General features: G+C 72.0%; 12 protein-coding genes. 9 read left to right on the top strand and 3 right to left on the bottom strand.

Annotated features, from left to right (window positions below):
- Positions 1 to 161: 161 nt before the first annotated feature.
- Entirely contained in the window at positions 162 to 1,703 is a 1,542-nt protein-coding gene (locus ACIQIB_RS38555; RefSeq protein WP_400764014.1) for a hypothetical protein, read from the top strand.
- Between the two features lie 128 nt (positions 1,704 to 1,831).
- Positions 1,832 to 2,584 (top strand): hypothetical protein, encoded by a 753-nt coding sequence (locus ACIQIB_RS38550; RefSeq protein WP_400764012.1) that lies wholly within the window; start codon positions 1,832 to 1,834, stop codon positions 2,582 to 2,584.
- Positions 2,585 to 2,815: 231 nt separating this feature from the next.
- Here ACIQIB_RS38550 and ACIQIB_RS38545 read toward each other — a convergent pair whose 3' ends face one another.
- A complete protein-coding gene (locus ACIQIB_RS38545; protein ID WP_363611853.1) occupies positions 2,816 to 3,361 on the bottom strand; it encodes a MarR family transcriptional regulator in 546 nt (181 codons plus the stop codon).
- Between the two features lie 233 nt (positions 3,362 to 3,594).
- On the opposite strand from ACIQIB_RS38545, the gene ACIQIB_RS38540 reads away from it, so the two are divergent.
- The 3 genes from ACIQIB_RS38540 (at position 3,595) to ACIQIB_RS38530 (ending at position 6,385) form a co-directional block, all read left to right on the top strand.
- Positions 3,595 to 4,794: a cytochrome P450 gene (locus ACIQIB_RS38540; RefSeq protein WP_400764016.1), complete on the top strand. Its 1,200-nt coding sequence runs from the start codon at positions 3,595 to 3,597 to the stop codon at positions 4,792 to 4,794.
- Positions 4,795 to 4,991: 197 nt separating this feature from the next.
- Positions 4,992 to 5,189 (top strand): 4Fe-4S domain-containing protein, encoded by a 198-nt coding sequence (locus ACIQIB_RS38535; RefSeq protein ID WP_363611857.1) that lies wholly within the window; start codon positions 4,992 to 4,994, stop codon positions 5,187 to 5,189.
- Positions 5,186 to 6,385 (top strand): NAD(P)/FAD-dependent oxidoreductase, encoded by a 1,200-nt coding sequence (locus ACIQIB_RS38530; RefSeq protein ID WP_400764009.1) that lies wholly within the window; start codon positions 5,186 to 5,188, stop codon positions 6,383 to 6,385. The genes ACIQIB_RS38535 and ACIQIB_RS38530 overlap by 4 nt, the downstream gene beginning before the upstream one ends.
- 62 nt (positions 6,386 to 6,447) lie before the next feature.
- Here ACIQIB_RS38530 and ACIQIB_RS38525 read toward each other — a convergent pair whose 3' ends face one another.
- Together ACIQIB_RS38525 and ACIQIB_RS38520 are read right to left on the bottom strand one after the other, a co-directional pair.
- A complete protein-coding gene (locus ACIQIB_RS38525) occupies positions 6,448 to 7,938 on the bottom strand; it encodes a multicopper oxidase family protein (protein WP_400764007.1) in 1,491 nt (496 codons plus the stop codon).
- Between the two features lie 97 nt (positions 7,939 to 8,035).
- Positions 8,036 to 9,739, bottom strand: coding sequence for an alpha-keto acid decarboxylase family protein (locus tag ACIQIB_RS38520; protein WP_400764004.1), 1,704 nt, complete (start codon positions 9,737 to 9,739; stop codon positions 8,036 to 8,038).
- Between the two features lie 439 nt (positions 9,740 to 10,178).
- On the opposite strand from ACIQIB_RS38520, the gene ACIQIB_RS38515 reads away from it, so the two are divergent.
- From ACIQIB_RS38515 to ACIQIB_RS38500, 4 genes are all read left to right on the top strand, one after another.
- A complete protein-coding gene (locus ACIQIB_RS38515; protein ID WP_400764002.1) occupies positions 10,179 to 11,249 on the top strand; it encodes a fatty acid desaturase family protein in 1,071 nt (356 codons plus the stop codon).
- A gap of 71 nt (positions 11,250 to 11,320) precedes the next feature.
- Complete coding sequence (locus tag ACIQIB_RS38510) at positions 11,321 to 12,466, top strand: glycosyltransferase family 4 protein (protein WP_400764000.1); 1,146 nt, start codon at positions 11,321 to 11,323, stop codon at positions 12,464 to 12,466.
- A gap of 55 nt (positions 12,467 to 12,521) precedes the next feature.
- Positions 12,522 to 13,418, top strand: coding sequence for an alpha/beta fold hydrolase (locus tag ACIQIB_RS38505; RefSeq protein ID WP_400763997.1), 897 nt, complete (start codon positions 12,522 to 12,524; stop codon positions 13,416 to 13,418).
- Positions 13,419 to 13,565: 147 nt separating this feature from the next.
- The gene (locus tag ACIQIB_RS38500) at positions 13,566 to 13,856 is read left to right on the top strand and encodes a hypothetical protein (RefSeq protein ID WP_400763994.1); all 291 of its coding nucleotides are present in this window, start codon (positions 13,566 to 13,568) and stop codon (positions 13,854 to 13,856) included.
- Positions 13,857 to 13,928 lie beyond the last annotated feature (72 nt).

Here is a 13,928-nt window from a genome sequence, read left to right as displayed (position 1 = left end):
GCCCCGTCGACTATGAACGGCAACACGCCACGAGCGTCATTAACCTGGACTTGGTCGCATAACAGGCAAGTGTCTACAAAATAGGGCAAAGCCCGAGCCTGGACATCCAGCGGCCCAAGGACTACCTGGGCACCGGGCAGCCCGCCTACTCGATCCAGGCCATGTTCCCGGAGCCGGGCATCGGCCCGAACAAGCAGAAGGGCCTCGTCCCCGCCCAGGTGCTGCTCGGCCTGGTCGCCCAGGAGAGCAACCTGTCCCAGGCAACCTGGCACGCCGTCGCCGGTGACGCCGGGAACCCGCTGATGGGCGTCTACTACGGCAACGACAACCTCCTGCGCACCGCCGCCGACGCCGCCGCCAACCGCACCACCCCGGTCGCCATCAACTACAGCAAGGGCGACTGCGGTTACGGCATCGCCCAGATCACCGACGGCATGGCCGCCGCCGACAAGACGACCTGGACGCCGGCCCAGAAGACCGCGATCGCGACGGACTACGCCGCCAACATCGCCGCCGCCCTCCAGATCCTCGAGAACAAGTGGGAGATCGTCCGCGCGGCCGGCCTGCTGCCCAACGGCGGGGACCCCCGGTTCATCGAGAACTGGTACCTCGCGCTGTGGACCTACAACTCCGGCTTCTACCAGCCGGGCGGGGACCCGAGCGGCTACTACGGCCTCGGCTACCGCAACAACCCCTCCAACCCGATCTACCCCTCCAACCGCCAGGGCTTCCTGCGGGCCTCCTACGGGGACGCGGCCAAGCCGGCCAACTGGCCGTACCAGGAGAAGGTGCTCGGCTGGGCGGAGCGCCCGCAGAACGACTACACCGGCAAGATGGCCTACGTCCAGCCGAACTTCGGCTACATCCACTCTCTCAACCTGCCCAGCAACTACTCGCTGTTCTGCGGGCCGACCAACCACTGCACCCCCGGGACGGGCTGCCCCGCGCTCAACAGCAGCTGCTGGTACCCGGGGCCGGCCGTCTCCTGGATCGACAACGCCAGCGACCTGAACGCGTCCACGCAGAAGCTCGCGTACTCCGCCTCCGACCCGGAGCCGGCGATGGTCGCCCGCTACCCGAAGCCGGACTGCACCCTGCCATCGGGCTGGGACGCCGCCAACACGTCGGTGGTGTACACGCAGTTCTACCCCTGGAAGAACGCCTACGGCTGCAACGGCGACCAGGAGAAGGGCGGCAAGTTCACCATCCGCACCGGCGACAACTACTCGCACGCGGCCTACCTCGCCCAAATCGACCTGCACCAGTTCGGCGCGGGCTACGGCGGCCGCATGTACTTCACGCACGTGTACTCCAACAACACGGGGACGCAGCCGCAGTACTACCAGTACCTGACGCAGGCCCCGCAGGTGCCCATCAACATCTCGCACCGTGTGGTGGCCACCTGGTCTCCCGACCTGAAGGTGAGCGGGAACCGGATCTTCGTCCACCTGCCCACCCACGGGGCCCAGGTGCCCAACCTGTCGTACCTGATCTACTCTGGCTGCGGTTCGAACGGCCTCGTGCCGACCGTCACCAAGCTGGACCAGTCCCAGACCAAGACCGCGGGACAGGGCTGGTTCCAGCTCGGCGACGCCAGGATGATCCTGTGCTCCGGCGCCCGCGTCCAGGTGAGCAACCTGGTGGACGGCACGGACTTCAGCGGCCCGGACATCGCGTTCGACGCCATCGCCTTCACCCCGTGACGGACGACGACGGAGGAACACCCGCACCGTAATACCCGGCCGGGGGCGGCTCCCGCCCCCGGCCGGTCGGTCCCACCGCCGGGGCGGCGCCGCCGTCACCCCGGCTCGTCAATCGAGAGGCCTCTCACGTGACTCACTCCAGGCGCCGAGCCGTCCTGCCCGTCCTGGCCGTGGCCCTGGCGCTTCCCCTCGCCGGCTGCGCCTCCGACCCGAAGCCGTCCGCGACCGCAGCGACGTCGGGGCCGGTCGCGACCGGGGCCGCGAGCGGGGCGGGGACCCCGGCCGCAGTTCCCTCGGCCCCGGTGGCCCCGGCCGACGGCGGCGGCGCGACCAAGGACGGCAAGGGCGGCGCGACCGCGGACGGGAAGCCGGTGCCGAGCGCACCGGCCACGGACGGGCTGCAGCCGCCCAGTTGGCGAAGCGCTGCGATCACCTCGGTCAAGGACACCGACCTGCTCCAGCGGTTCAAGGACCACTGGGGCCTCGACTTCATCACCCAGCAGATCAAGGGCGTCCCCGGCACCCTGCCCGACCACGTCTGCTACCAGGCGCTCAAGAAGCTCCCCGACGGCCACACCCTCGCCATCGAGATACGCGCCGACCACGAGGGCAACCCGCGTATGATCCTCGCCGTCTCCCGGGGGCAGGCCGACGACGCGTCGGCGACGGAGCTGACGGAGACCCTGGACATCGTCCTCAAGGGTCAGGCGACGGAGGATCAGAAGTCCTGGGTGAACGCCCAGTTCGCAAGCCAGCGGCCCGGCGCCGGCCCGGCCCAGCCCGCCGTCCCCCGGCTGATCGCCGGAGGGCTGAACGCCGGCCTCAGCATCACGGCGGAGTACGCGTCACTGGAGATATTCTCCGACGCACCCCGGCCGTGAACCCGCCGCCCGCCGCGCCGGGAGGGAGCGCGGCCCCTCTCCCGGCACCGCCGGCCGGCGGTCAGAGGTAGCGCTGCTGCCCCTCGCCGTCCGGCGGCGACCACCACTGGTCGTCGCTGGTGGCGCCGTCGCCGAAGAAGCCGGCCCGGACCGCAGAGCGCGGCCGGCGGGTGAGCGTGGCAGCACCCGCCTTTCCCGCGTACGCCCGCTCCCCCGTCCGGGGCGACCGTGTCAGGTGCGGTGGGGCGGGCCCGAGTCGGCACTCCCGGCCGCCCGGCCCGGGGGCGTGGCCTCCTCGGACAGCATCGTGATCCGGACCTGCCGAACGTACCGGTCCACCAGGTGGCGCAGCACGCTGACCGTGGCGGCGACGTCCGGCGCCGGAATACCGTCCAGCGCGCCGGTCAGGCTGGCGATGTTGGCCTGTTTCAGACGGTTGAGCATCGCCCGCCCTTCGGCCGTGAGCGCCACCTGGCGGGCCCGGCGGTCCAGCGTGTCCGGGGTGCGTTCCACCAGTTGCTGGCTCTGCAGCCGGTCGATCTGCCGAGTGACGTGGGAGGGCTTGACCATCAGCCGGGCGGCCAGGTCGCCCACCCGGCTGGCCTCCTCGGCCTCGGCGAGCGCGCGCAGCAGGTAGACGTCCGAGCGCGCCGCCTTGATGCCGGCCCGTGCCATCTGGCGCTCGTGCTCCTGCGAACGAGTCAGCAGGTAGGCCAGCGAGGCCAGCACCGCCTCCAGCTCGGAGGTGGCGGTCGGATTGTCTGTCGCGTCCGGCATGGGGGAACTGTAGCGACCCCGTTCGGGGAGTGGCTCCCGTGTCGGCCCCTGCCCGGTTTTCGGACAGATTCGGTCGTCACCGGATGGGCTCTTTCGCCGCCACGGAACGCGAGTTAGCGTGACGGTGAGTTAGTTGCTTAGGGCATGTAATGGTCCTGGGCGCTACTCCACGGCACCGCAGGCCCATCCGCTCGGCGCCACCGGCAGATCCCGCTCCGAGAAGGGAGCCCATGATGGCCACCACCGCCCAAACCCCCCGGTTCACCCACCCCGCCGCCCGTGGCGGCTGCCCGTTCGACCCGCCGTCGGCCTACCAGCAGGCCCGGCAGGAGGAACCGATCAGCCGGATCGCGCTCTGGGACGGCGCCCCCAGCTGGCTGGTCACCCGCCACGACGACATCAAGGCGGTGCTCAGCGACGCCCGCTTCAGCTCGGACGCCGACCGGTCCGGCTTCCCGTTCATCAGCGCCGGGGCCCGGCAGTTGAGCACGGGGCAGCGGACCCTCATCCGGATGGACGACCCGGAACACGCCCAGCTGCGCCGGATGCTCACCAGCGAGTTCATGATCAAGAAGGTCGAGGCGCTGCGTCCCGAGGTCCAGCGCATCGCCGACGAGCTCCTCGACGAGATGACCGCCGGCCGCTCCTCCGGCGACCTGGTCCGCGGGTTCGCGCTGCCGCTGCCGTCCCTGGTCATCTGCCTGCTGCTCGGCGTCCCCTACCAGGACCACGACTTCTTCCAGGAGTGCAGCCGGGTCCTGCTGCGCCACGACTCCTCGGCCGAGGAGGTGCGGACCGCCCAGAAGAGCCTGGCCGACTACCTGACCGAGCTCACCGACTCCAAGCGCACCGAGCCCGACGACGGCATCCTCAGCCGGCTGGTGGCCCGCGGTGAGCTGAGCACCGAGGAGATCGGCGCCATGGGCCGGCTGCTGCTGGTCGCCGGGCACGAGACCACGGCGAACATGACCGCGCTCTCCGTCCTGGCCCTGCTGCGGAACCCCGACCAGCTCACCCATCTGCGCGAGCACCCGGAGTCGGTCACCGGCGCGGTCGAGGAACTGCTGCGCTACCTGACCATCGTGCACTCCGGCCTGACCCGGGTCGCCACCGAGGACGTCACCGTCGGCGGCGTCCGGATCCAGGCGGGCGAGGGCGTGATCTGCATGATCAGCACCGCGAACCGGGACGAGCGGCGGTTCCCGGGCGGCGACGAGCTCGACCTCTCCCGCGACTCGCGCCTGCACCTGGCCTTCGGCTTCGGCGTCCACCAGTGCCTGGGACAGCCGCTGGCCCGGCTGGAACTGCAGATCGCACTGAACACCATCCTGCGGCGGCTGCCCGAACTGCGTCTGGCCGTACCGTTCGAGGAGATCCGGTTCCGGGGCGACATGCTCATCTACGGCGTCCACGAGCTGCCGCTCGCCTGGTGACGCGGCATCACCGCGGCCGGCCCTGCTGACCGGCCGTCACCATGCCCCACCGCCCCGCCACCCCGGGCCGGTCACCCCGGGCCGGTCGCACACACCGACGGGACCAGCCCGGCGCCACCGTTCGCACCTGTGAGATCCACCCCACCACGGTTCGCCCTCCACCGGGTCCGAACCAGTCATGTTCCGAAGGGAAAGCCATGCTCGTCCACATCGACCAGGAAAAGTGCTGCGGCGCCGGACACTGCGTGCTCGCCGCCCCCGAGGTCTTCGACCAGCGGGACGAGGACGGCATCGTCGTCCTGCTCGATGCCGAGCCGCCCGCCGAGTTCCACCAGGCCGTCCGGGACGCCGCCGCGGTCTGCCCGGCCGCGGCGATCCGGCTGGAACAGCTGTGACCGCTCTGCGGGAGGTGGCCGTCGTCGGGGCCGGCGCGGCCGGGCTGCACGCCGCCGAGGCGCTGCGCCGGGCCGGCTACGACGGCCGCCTCACCCTGATCGGGGCCGAGGACGAGCCGCCCTACGACCGGCCGCCGCTCTCCAAGCACCTGCTCAGCGGGAGGTGGCAGCCGGACCGCCTGGTGCTGCGCGGCCCGGAGGCGCTGCACCGGCTCGCCATCGATCTGCGCCTGGGGGTGCGGGCCGAGCGCCTGGACCGCCGGGACCGGACCGTGCGGCTGGCCGACGGCGGTCGGGTGCGCTGCGAGGCCGTCATCCTGGCCACCGGGGTCCGCCCGCGCCGGCTGCCCGGCGCCGAAGCACCGCTGGCCGGGGCCCATGTGCTGCGCACCCTCGCGGACGCCCTCGCCCTGCGCGAGGAACTACGCGCGGGCGTACGGCTGCTGGTGGTCGGCGGCGGGCTGCTCGGGGCCGAGGCCGCGGCCACCGCCGTCGAACTCGGCGCCGAGGTGACCTGGCTGGTCTCCACCGCCACACCACTGGCCGGGGTACTGGGCAGAGAGACGGCCGCGCTGCTGGCAGGCCTGCACCGCGAGCACGGGGTGCGGATCCGCCGGGGCGTGGCCGCCGCGGTCACCGAACGGCACGGCCGGGCCTCCGGCGTACGGCTGGCGGACGGCTCCCAACTGGCCGCCGACGCCGTGCTGATGGCCGTCGGATCCGAGCCGGCCACCGAATGGCTGGCCGGCAGCGGCGTCCGGCTGGACGACGGCGTGGTCTGCGACGCCTACTGCGCCGCCGGCCCCGGCGTCTGGGCGGCCGGTGACGCCGCCTCCTGGCCCGACCCGCGCACCGGCCGTCACCGGCGCCTCGAACAGCGCACCAACGCCACCGAGCAGGCGCTGTGCGCCGCCCGGAACCTGCTGGCCGGTCCGGACGGTGCCCGGCAGGCCTACGAGCCGGTCCCGTACCTGTGGACCGACCAGTACGGGCTGCGGGTCCAGGCCTTCGGCAGGCCGGGCGGCGCCGAGCGGTTCGAGGTGGTCGACGGCAGCCTCGCGGAGCGGCGGTTCGCCGCCGCCTGCGTGCGGGACGGGCTGGTCTGCGGGGCGGTGGGCATCGCCTCCGCCAGGGCGATGCGCGGGCTGCGCGCGCGGGTGGCGGCGCTCAGCCCGTGGCCGACCGGGCCGGCGTGAGCTGAGCCCGGGGCGATCCGGCCGCGGTGAGTCGACGGTCTGCGGTTGGTGGCCGCCGAGCCCTACCGCCGCTGTTCCGTCGCACTGCCGGGGACGATGTCCAGGACCGCCATCATGCCGTTGTCCTCGTGGTTGAGGATGTGGCAGTGCAGCACGGTCCTGCCGGTGAAGTCGGCGAAGCGGATGCGCAGCACGGCGTTTCCCCCGGCCGGGACGTTGATGGTGTCGTACCACCGGTGCCCGCTCCCGGTGGGCCGGCCGTTGACGCTCATCAGCTGGAACTGGTTGGTGTGGACGTGGAAGGAGTGCTCCTCGCCGGTGTTGTTGACGACGGTCCACTCCTCGACGGTGTTCAGCCCGGAGGTGATGTCCACCCTGTTCGGGTCGAACTTCCGGCCGTTGATGTAGAACTCGGTGCCTGCCGTGTTCTCCGTGTAGACGATGTCGTGGCGGGCGGCGACGGCGGCACCGCTGAGGTCCTCGTTCGGTGCGAAGCGGTCGGGCAGCCGCTCCGGCTGCACCGGACTGCCCTCCGTGACCACGGTCGCCAGATCCACCTGGGGGAACTGGTTCCCGGCGGGCCCGGTGTCGTAGGCCAGCGTCTGCAGCGGGGCCTGGCCGGGCGAGCCGCCCTGCACCAGCACGTCGAAGCGGGCACCGGCCGGGACGACCAGGGAGTCCGCGGAGTAGACGTGCTCGACGGGGTAGCCGTCCTGGGCGATCACATGGAACTGCCGGCCCGGCAGGTGCAGCTCGTAGTAGATGTTGGCGCCGATGTTGGCCAGCCGCCACAGTTGGGTCTCGCCCGGCCCGATGCTGATGACGGGTTTCTGCTGACCGTTGATCGTGCGGTTGGTGGGCGCGCCGATGCTCAGGTTCTCGATCTTGACGGAGTCACCCTCGGTCTGGTCGTCCTTGAGCGCGATGACGCGCTCGGTGATGTCCTTCAGGGGGTGGGGCAGGTATTCCCTCAGCCCGTCGACGATGATGATGCCCGACTCGCCGCCGGCCACCTGCGAGGCGGAACGCATGTCGGCGTGGGAGTGGTACCAGTAGGTCCCCGGAGTGATGTCGTGAGGGATCCGGTACGAGTAGTGGAAGGTCCCACCGGGTTTGATCTCGATGAAGATGTCGTCGGACGGGCTCTCGGGTGAGACATGGAGCCCGTGGACGTGGAGGTTGGTGTCCTCGGTCCACTCGTTGACCATGTCCAGCTCCACCCGGTCGCCCGGACGGATGCGGAGGGTGGGCGGCATGTAGGAGCCGTTGTAGGTGAGGGCGAACAGCTCGCTGTCCCCCACGGCCACCTTCCGCCTGGAGACGGTGATCCGCGCCTTGAGGACGCCGTCATGGCTCACCAGCTGCGGAGGGTCCTGCAGCGGTCGGCCGGTACCGGCGGGGGACGCCGCGGGTGAGTGCGGTGGGTCCGCGGACGGCGGCGCCGCGGGTCTGACCGACTGCACGGCCCAGGACGTGCCGGCACCGCCGGTGGCGGCCGCCGTGATGAACACCAGACCGGCGGCGAGCAGGGACAGGGACGAACTGGGCCGCATGGGTTGTCTCCATCGGGGTCATGGACGGTGACGGCCTGGTGGAGACCGTCGATGAGCTGACGACGCCGGCGACGTTCGCCGGGAGTGGCTTCTTTCTTCAGAGCTGGACGCCGGGCCGGTGCTGCGGGCCGCGGGGGCCGTAGTCGACCTCCGCCATACCGTGGCCGGAGTCGATGACGAGCTGCGGGGCGTCGTACTTGTCCATGAGCGCCTCGATGAAGATCATGCTGTCGTGCGGGGCGGCCAGCGCCTCCTTGAGTTCGGCCGGCGTCTTCACGACGAACGTCCGGGCGGTCGTTCCCGGGTGCAGGACCTTCGGCAGTTCGGCGTAGGCCCAGTTGGCGATGTCGTTGAAGTGCCCCTGCTTGCCGCAGATGGCGCGCTCGACGGTGTAACCGCCGTTGTTGATCAGAAAGATGACGGGCTTGAGGTCGTGCCGGAGGATCGTCGACACCTCCTGCGCCGTGAGCTGGAAGGACCCGTCACCCACGAAGAGCAGGTGCCGCCGCTTCGGCGCGGCGAGGAGCGTGCCGAGGACCGATCCCACGCTGTAGCCGATCGAGCCCCAGACGGCCTGGGTGACGACGGAGCACTTCGGCGGCAGCCGCAGCCCCCAGCAGCCCGCCTCGGAGGTGCCGTCCTCGGCGATGAGCACGTCGCCCTCGCGGATGAAGTCCTGGACCATGTTCCAGTACGCCGCCTGGGTGAGCGGGTCGGACATCACGACCGCGCTCGGCTCCTGTGGCGTCTCGGCCTGCCGGAAGTATCCCGAGGTCCTGGCCGGGGCCTTGTCGGCGACCCGGCGGAGCAGTTCCTTGAGGTAGACGGCCTGGTAGTTGTCCGGGCCGATGTCCACGGCGTCACCGCGGGCGTCGATCCGTCCGGCGGGAAGCGCGTCGCTGAAACCCCCGGACGTCGTGTCCACGCGCCGTACGCCGATCGCCAGCAGGCAGTCGCTGTTCTCCACCGTCTCGCGGATCTCGGGCTTACTGCCCGCTCCCGCGTAGAGGCCGAGGAAGTACGGGCTGGTCTCGTCGATGAGCCCCTTGACGGTGTTGACGGCGGCGATCGGCAGCCGCATCCTGCCCGCCAGTTCCAGCAGTTCGCCGGTCACGTCGAAGCGGTCCGCGTCGATGTCGACGAGGATCACGGGCGAGCGCGCGTTGGTGAGCCGGGCGACGATCGCGTCGGCGCACGTGCTCAGCCGTTCGGGATCGCTCGGTGGCATGGCGAGCTCCAGCGGCTCCGGCGGGACCTCGACGTCCAGGTAGGCGATGTCGGAGGGCAGTTCCAGGTAGACGGGGAGCTTGCGCTGCCAGGCGGTGAGGATGAGCCGGTCGATCTCCGTCACGGCGTTCCGCGGCGTCAGCCTGGTCTGTGCCGCCGTGACCTGGGCGTAGCCGCGCATGACGTCGTCGTGGTCGGTGTCGCCCGAGGTATGGTGCATCAGCAGCTTCCGGTCCAGCGCCTTCAGTGGAAGCGACCCGCAGACGCAGACGACGGGAACGCGCTCGCTGTAGGCGCCGGCGACACCGTTGATGGCGCTCCAGGCGCCGACGCCGTGGGTCACCACGAGCCCCGAGATGCCCTTGAGCCGCGCGTACCCGTCGGCCGCGTAGGCGGCGTTCAGCTCGTTGCAGTTGCCGACCCACGTGAACTCGTCGCGGTCCTCCATCTGCAGGAGGAACTCGAGATTGTAGTCGCCGGCCACTCCGAACAGGTGCGAGATGCCCGCCTCCCGCAGGCGGCGCAGCAGGAAGTCGCCGATGGTCATGGTCGAACGTGCGGTCGTGATCGTCATGTGGTTCCCTGTCTCGCGGCTTCCCGAGCCCCCTCCTGCCCCTCCCAGGCAAACCCGCCCGGAGCACCCCCGCGACCGGGAGGCAGCCGCCGGAGTGACCAGGTGAGGCGGACGTGGTCCCATCACCGCTTCGAGCCGGGAGAGGCTCTGCGGGACGGGGCGGTCGGTGTCAGGCACGCCCGGCCACGCGAGGTGCCGAGCACCCGGACAGGTCGGCGGTCGATCGCACCGGACGCACGGGAAGGCGAACAGCCGACCGTGCTTCGGATGCGTGACGGAGCGGCGAGGCCCGCCGCCCGCCCGATCGAGCCGTCTCCCCCCGCGACACGGAGCGGTGCCGGGACAACGACGGGTCGGGTACGGAACGCTGAGACCACCCGGCCCGGGGCCTCACCGCGAGGCTGCCACGGCCGGAGCGACCCGAGACCGGGATGGTGGCATGACCGTTCAGGACACCCCGACCACCGGGACCACCCGGCGCGGCGACTTCGCCGAGTTGTACCGGCGCGTCTCGGAGGCCGGTCTGCTGCGCAGGCGCCCGCTGCACTACGCGTGCCGGAGCGCCGCGCTGTTCACGGCCCTGGCGCTGCTCCTGGCCTGGTTCGTCGTGCTCGGCGCGAGCTGGTGGCAGCTCTGCCTCGCGCCCCTGTTCGCCTTCTTGCTCGGCCAGTTGGCACTGCTCGGCCACGACGTCGCCCACCGCGCGGTGTTCGCCGGCCGCCGGGCGACCGACCTGGCCGGCATCCTGCTGGGAAACCTCGTGGTCGGCATGAGCTACGGGTGGTGGGTGAGCGACCACAACCGGCATCACGCGCATCCGAACCGCACGGGGTACGACCCGGCCGCCGACTCCATCCTCTTCGTCCGGACCGCCGAACAGGCCGGCCGGGCCAGGGGGTTGAGGCGGCTCGTCGCCAGGTACCAGGCAGAGCTGTTCTTCCCGCTGCTCTCCCTCCAGGCGCTCGGCCTCCTCGTCGCCACCTGGCTGACCCTGACCCGGGGCCCGGTCCGGTACCCGGCCCTGGAACGCACCCTCACCGCGCTGCACTACATCCTGTCGGCGGCCCTGCTGGCCGTCGTCCTCTCACCGCTCCAGGCCCTGGCCTTCGCCGCGGTGTGCGGATCCGTGCTCGGCGTGTACCTGGGGTGCGTCTTCGCGCCCAACCACAAGGGCATGCCGATGACGGGCCCGGACCCGGAGCGGACGGACTTCCTCCGGCGGCAGGTACTGCCCTCCCGCAATCTGCGGGCCGGCCGGTTCGTCCACCTCGTGTTCGGCGGTCTCGGCTACCAGATCGAGCACCATCTCTTCCCCGCCATGCCGGTGGTGGCGCTGCGCCCCGCCTCGCGCATCGTGCGCGACTACTGCGCGGAGATCGGCGTGGAGTACTGCGAGGCGGGCCTCTCCGACTCGTTCCTGGAGATCCTCCGGGACCTGCGCGCGGTCGGCCGGTCCCTCCCGGCGGGCCCGGCCCGCCCGGCCGTACCGGGAACCGGCGGTGCCGGGTGAGCCGGGTCCTGCGCGGGCCTGCGGCGCGCCCCGCGGACGTCCCGGCTCCCGGTGGTGACCGGCTCCGCGTCGTGATCGTCGCCGAGTCCTTCGCGCCGCAGCTCAACGGTGTCGCCCACAGCGTGCTCAGGGCCGCGGAGCACCTCGTGGCCCGGGGGCACACTCCGGTCGTGGTGGCACCGGCGCCGGGGGCCGCTCGGCGGTACGGGGGCGACGGCCCCGAGCGGGCGTACGGCTACGAGGTGGTCCGCGTCCCTTCCGTGCCGCTGCCCGGCTACCCGGAGGTACGGATCGCGCTCCCGGGGCGGCAGGTGGCCGACGCCATCGCCCGGCACCGCCCCCATCTGGTGCACCTGGCCGGTCCGTTCATGCTCGGGGCGGCCGGAGGGGCCGCTGCCGGGCGGGCGGGGATCCCGGTCGTGGCGGTGTTCCAGACGGACATGGCCGCCTATGCCAGGGCCTATCTGCCGGTGGCGGGAGCTGCCGGCGCCAGGCTGGCCTGGCGGCACCTCCGGCACATCCACGCCCCGGCCGCACGCACGCTGGCGCCGTCCCGGGCGTCGCTCCGCGCCCTGGTGGCGCAGGGCGTTCCCCGGGTCCACCTGTGGCCGCGCGGCGTGGACTGCCTGCGGTTCCACCCCCGCCACCGCGACGAGGCCCTGCGCCGGCACCTCGGCTCCCCCGGGGAGGTCCTGGTGGGATACGTCGGGCGCCTGGCGGCGGAGAAGCAGGTCGACCGGCTGGCGGAGGTGTCCCGGCTCCCGGGCGTACGGCTGGTGGTCGTCGGCGACGGTCCCCTCCGGTCCCGGCTGGAGGCCGCACTGCCGGACGCGGTCTTCCTGGGCCGCCGGACCGGGCACGAACTCGCCCGGCTCTACGCCTCGTTCGACGTGTTCGTCCATGCGGGGCCGTTCGAGACGTTCGGCCAGACCCTCCAGGAGGCCATGGCGAGCGGCCTGCCCGTCGTCGCCCCGGCGGCCGGCGGACCGCTGGACCTCGTACGTCCGGGGCAGACCGGATTCCTCGTCCCGACCGATGCGCGGAGGGGGTTCCGGGAAGCCGTGGAAAGGCTCGCCCGGAGCAGGGAGCTGCGGGTGGCGCTCGGGCGGGCCGGCCGTGCCGCCGTGGCGGAACGCAGCTGGGAAGCGGTCGGTGACCGGCTCATCGGGCACTACCGGCTCGCCATCGCGGAGACGGCCGGGCCCCTGCGGGAGTGAGCCGGCCGGCAGGAGACGACGACGGGTTGGGACCATTCCGGAGGAACAGACCATCATGCAGCAGACTCTCGCCGTCGAGTACGTCCGCAGCGCCGCCCCGGCCACCGACACCGCCGTGTTCCTGCACGGGCTGGGCGGGTGGACCCACAACTGGGCCGGCCTGATCGACCTGTTGCGGACCTCGGCGCACTGCCTGGCCCTCGACCTCCCGGGCTTCGGGAGGTCGGCGCCCCCACCCGACGGCGATGTCACCGTCGAACGCCAGGCCGCGGCCGTGGCCGACCACCTCGACCGGACCGGACACCGCCGCGTACACCTGGTCGGCAACTCCCTCGGCGGCCTGATCGCACTCCACCTCGCCACCCGACGACCCGATCTGGTCGGCACGTTGACGCTCATCTCGCCCGTACTGCCGACATTCCCGCCGGCGCAGGCCCTCCGGGTGGCCCTGCTCGGACTGCCGGGCGCCCCGCGACTGTACTCCCGGCTCCTGGCCGCCCAGACCCCCGACCGCCGGCTGGACGACCTCTACCGCCTCATCTACGCGAACCCCGCCCTCGTCGGCACCGAGCAGCGGGCGGTGGAGGCCCGCGAGCGCCGGCGCCGCACGGAACTGCCGTACGCGCAGGACATGCTGGCCGAGGGGGTGCGCGCACTGGCCCGCGCGTTCGTGCGGCAGGGCGAGGCGTCGGCCTGGCGCCAGGCCCGCCGGGTCACCGCCCCCACCCTGCTCGTCTACGGACGGGACGACAACCTCGTCCCCTTCCGCACGGCGCCCCGGGCCTACGCGGCCTTCCGCGACGTCCGCCTCCTCACCCTGCCCGGCGTCGGCCACGTCGCCATGCAGGAGCGGCCGGCCCCCGTGGCCACGGCGATCCGCGCCCTGATCACCGAAGCGAGCCGCGAGCCCCCGCCGGGAAGGGACGGCCGCACGGGGACGGTACCGGGGTAACGCGGGCCCTCTCGCATCACCTGTCCCCGCTCGGGACGGCGGCGAGGTCCGGATGGCCGGCACGCCGCTGGCTCACTCGCCCTGCTCTTGGCGCCGGGCACCCTCTCCGCCTAGCGAGGCCAGGACGCCCAGACATACAGGTTTGTCGTGGCTACCCGCCCGCTGCCTGGCGGGGAGCTCGACAACATCGGCTTTCGGCCGCCCCGATACGATCTGGAACCGTTCAGTCCGGACGAAGTGCACCGCGTTGCCTGGGGCTGGTTCCACGCCTTCGAGCTGGCCGAACCCAACCGCGTCGCGACCCGGTTCACGCAAGCCTTGGCGCGCAGCCGGCTGTCCGACCTCGCCCGGATCCCCTTGATGATCTCCATGCTCTGCCAGTTGCACGCCATCCGCCCCGGTCGGCCGCTGCCCGCTAGGCCGCGTATTCGGTCGTGATCAATGGGTTCGGGTGAGGTCCTTGATCCAGATCATTGCGCCGCGGAGGTGAAGGCCGGCGAGGTAGCTTTC

It is taken from the genome of Kitasatospora sp. NPDC092286, from assembly GCF_044755565.1.
In the GTDB taxonomy this organism is placed as follows: domain Bacteria; phylum Actinomycetota; class Actinomycetes; order Streptomycetales; family Streptomycetaceae; genus Kitasatospora.
This window is presented reverse-complemented; position numbering and strand designations above follow the sequence as displayed.

What these genes read in the sequence shown, in the direction of transcription:
- ACIQIB_RS38520 (WP_400764004.1), bottom strand. Translation starts at nt 9,739, where the DNA reads ATGACGATCACGACCGCACGTTCGACCATGACCATCGGCGACTTCCTG.
- ACIQIB_RS38525 (WP_400764007.1), bottom strand. Translation starts at nt 7,938, where the DNA reads ATGCGGCCCAGTTCGTCCCTGTCCCTGCTCGCCGCCGGTCTGGTGTTC.
- ACIQIB_RS38505 (WP_400763997.1), top strand. Translation starts at nt 12,522, where the DNA reads ATGCAGCAGACTCTCGCCGTCGAGTACGTCCGCAGCGCCGCCCCGGCC.
- ACIQIB_RS38535 (WP_363611857.1), top strand. Translation starts at nt 4,992, where the DNA reads ATGCTCGTCCACATCGACCAGGAAAAGTGCTGCGGCGCCGGACACTGC.
- ACIQIB_RS38545 (WP_363611853.1), bottom strand. Translation starts at nt 3,361, where the DNA reads ATGCCGGACGCGACAGACAATCCGACCGCCACCTCCGAGCTGGAGGCG.
- ACIQIB_RS38515 (WP_400764002.1), top strand. Translation starts at nt 10,179, where the DNA reads ATGACCGTTCAGGACACCCCGACCACCGGGACCACCCGGCGCGGCGAC.
- ACIQIB_RS38540 (WP_400764016.1), top strand. Translation starts at nt 3,595, where the DNA reads ATGGCCACCACCGCCCAAACCCCCCGGTTCACCCACCCCGCCGCCCGT.
- ACIQIB_RS38555 (WP_400764014.1), top strand. Translation starts at nt 162, where the DNA reads ATGTTCCCGGAGCCGGGCATCGGCCCGAACAAGCAGAAGGGCCTCGTC.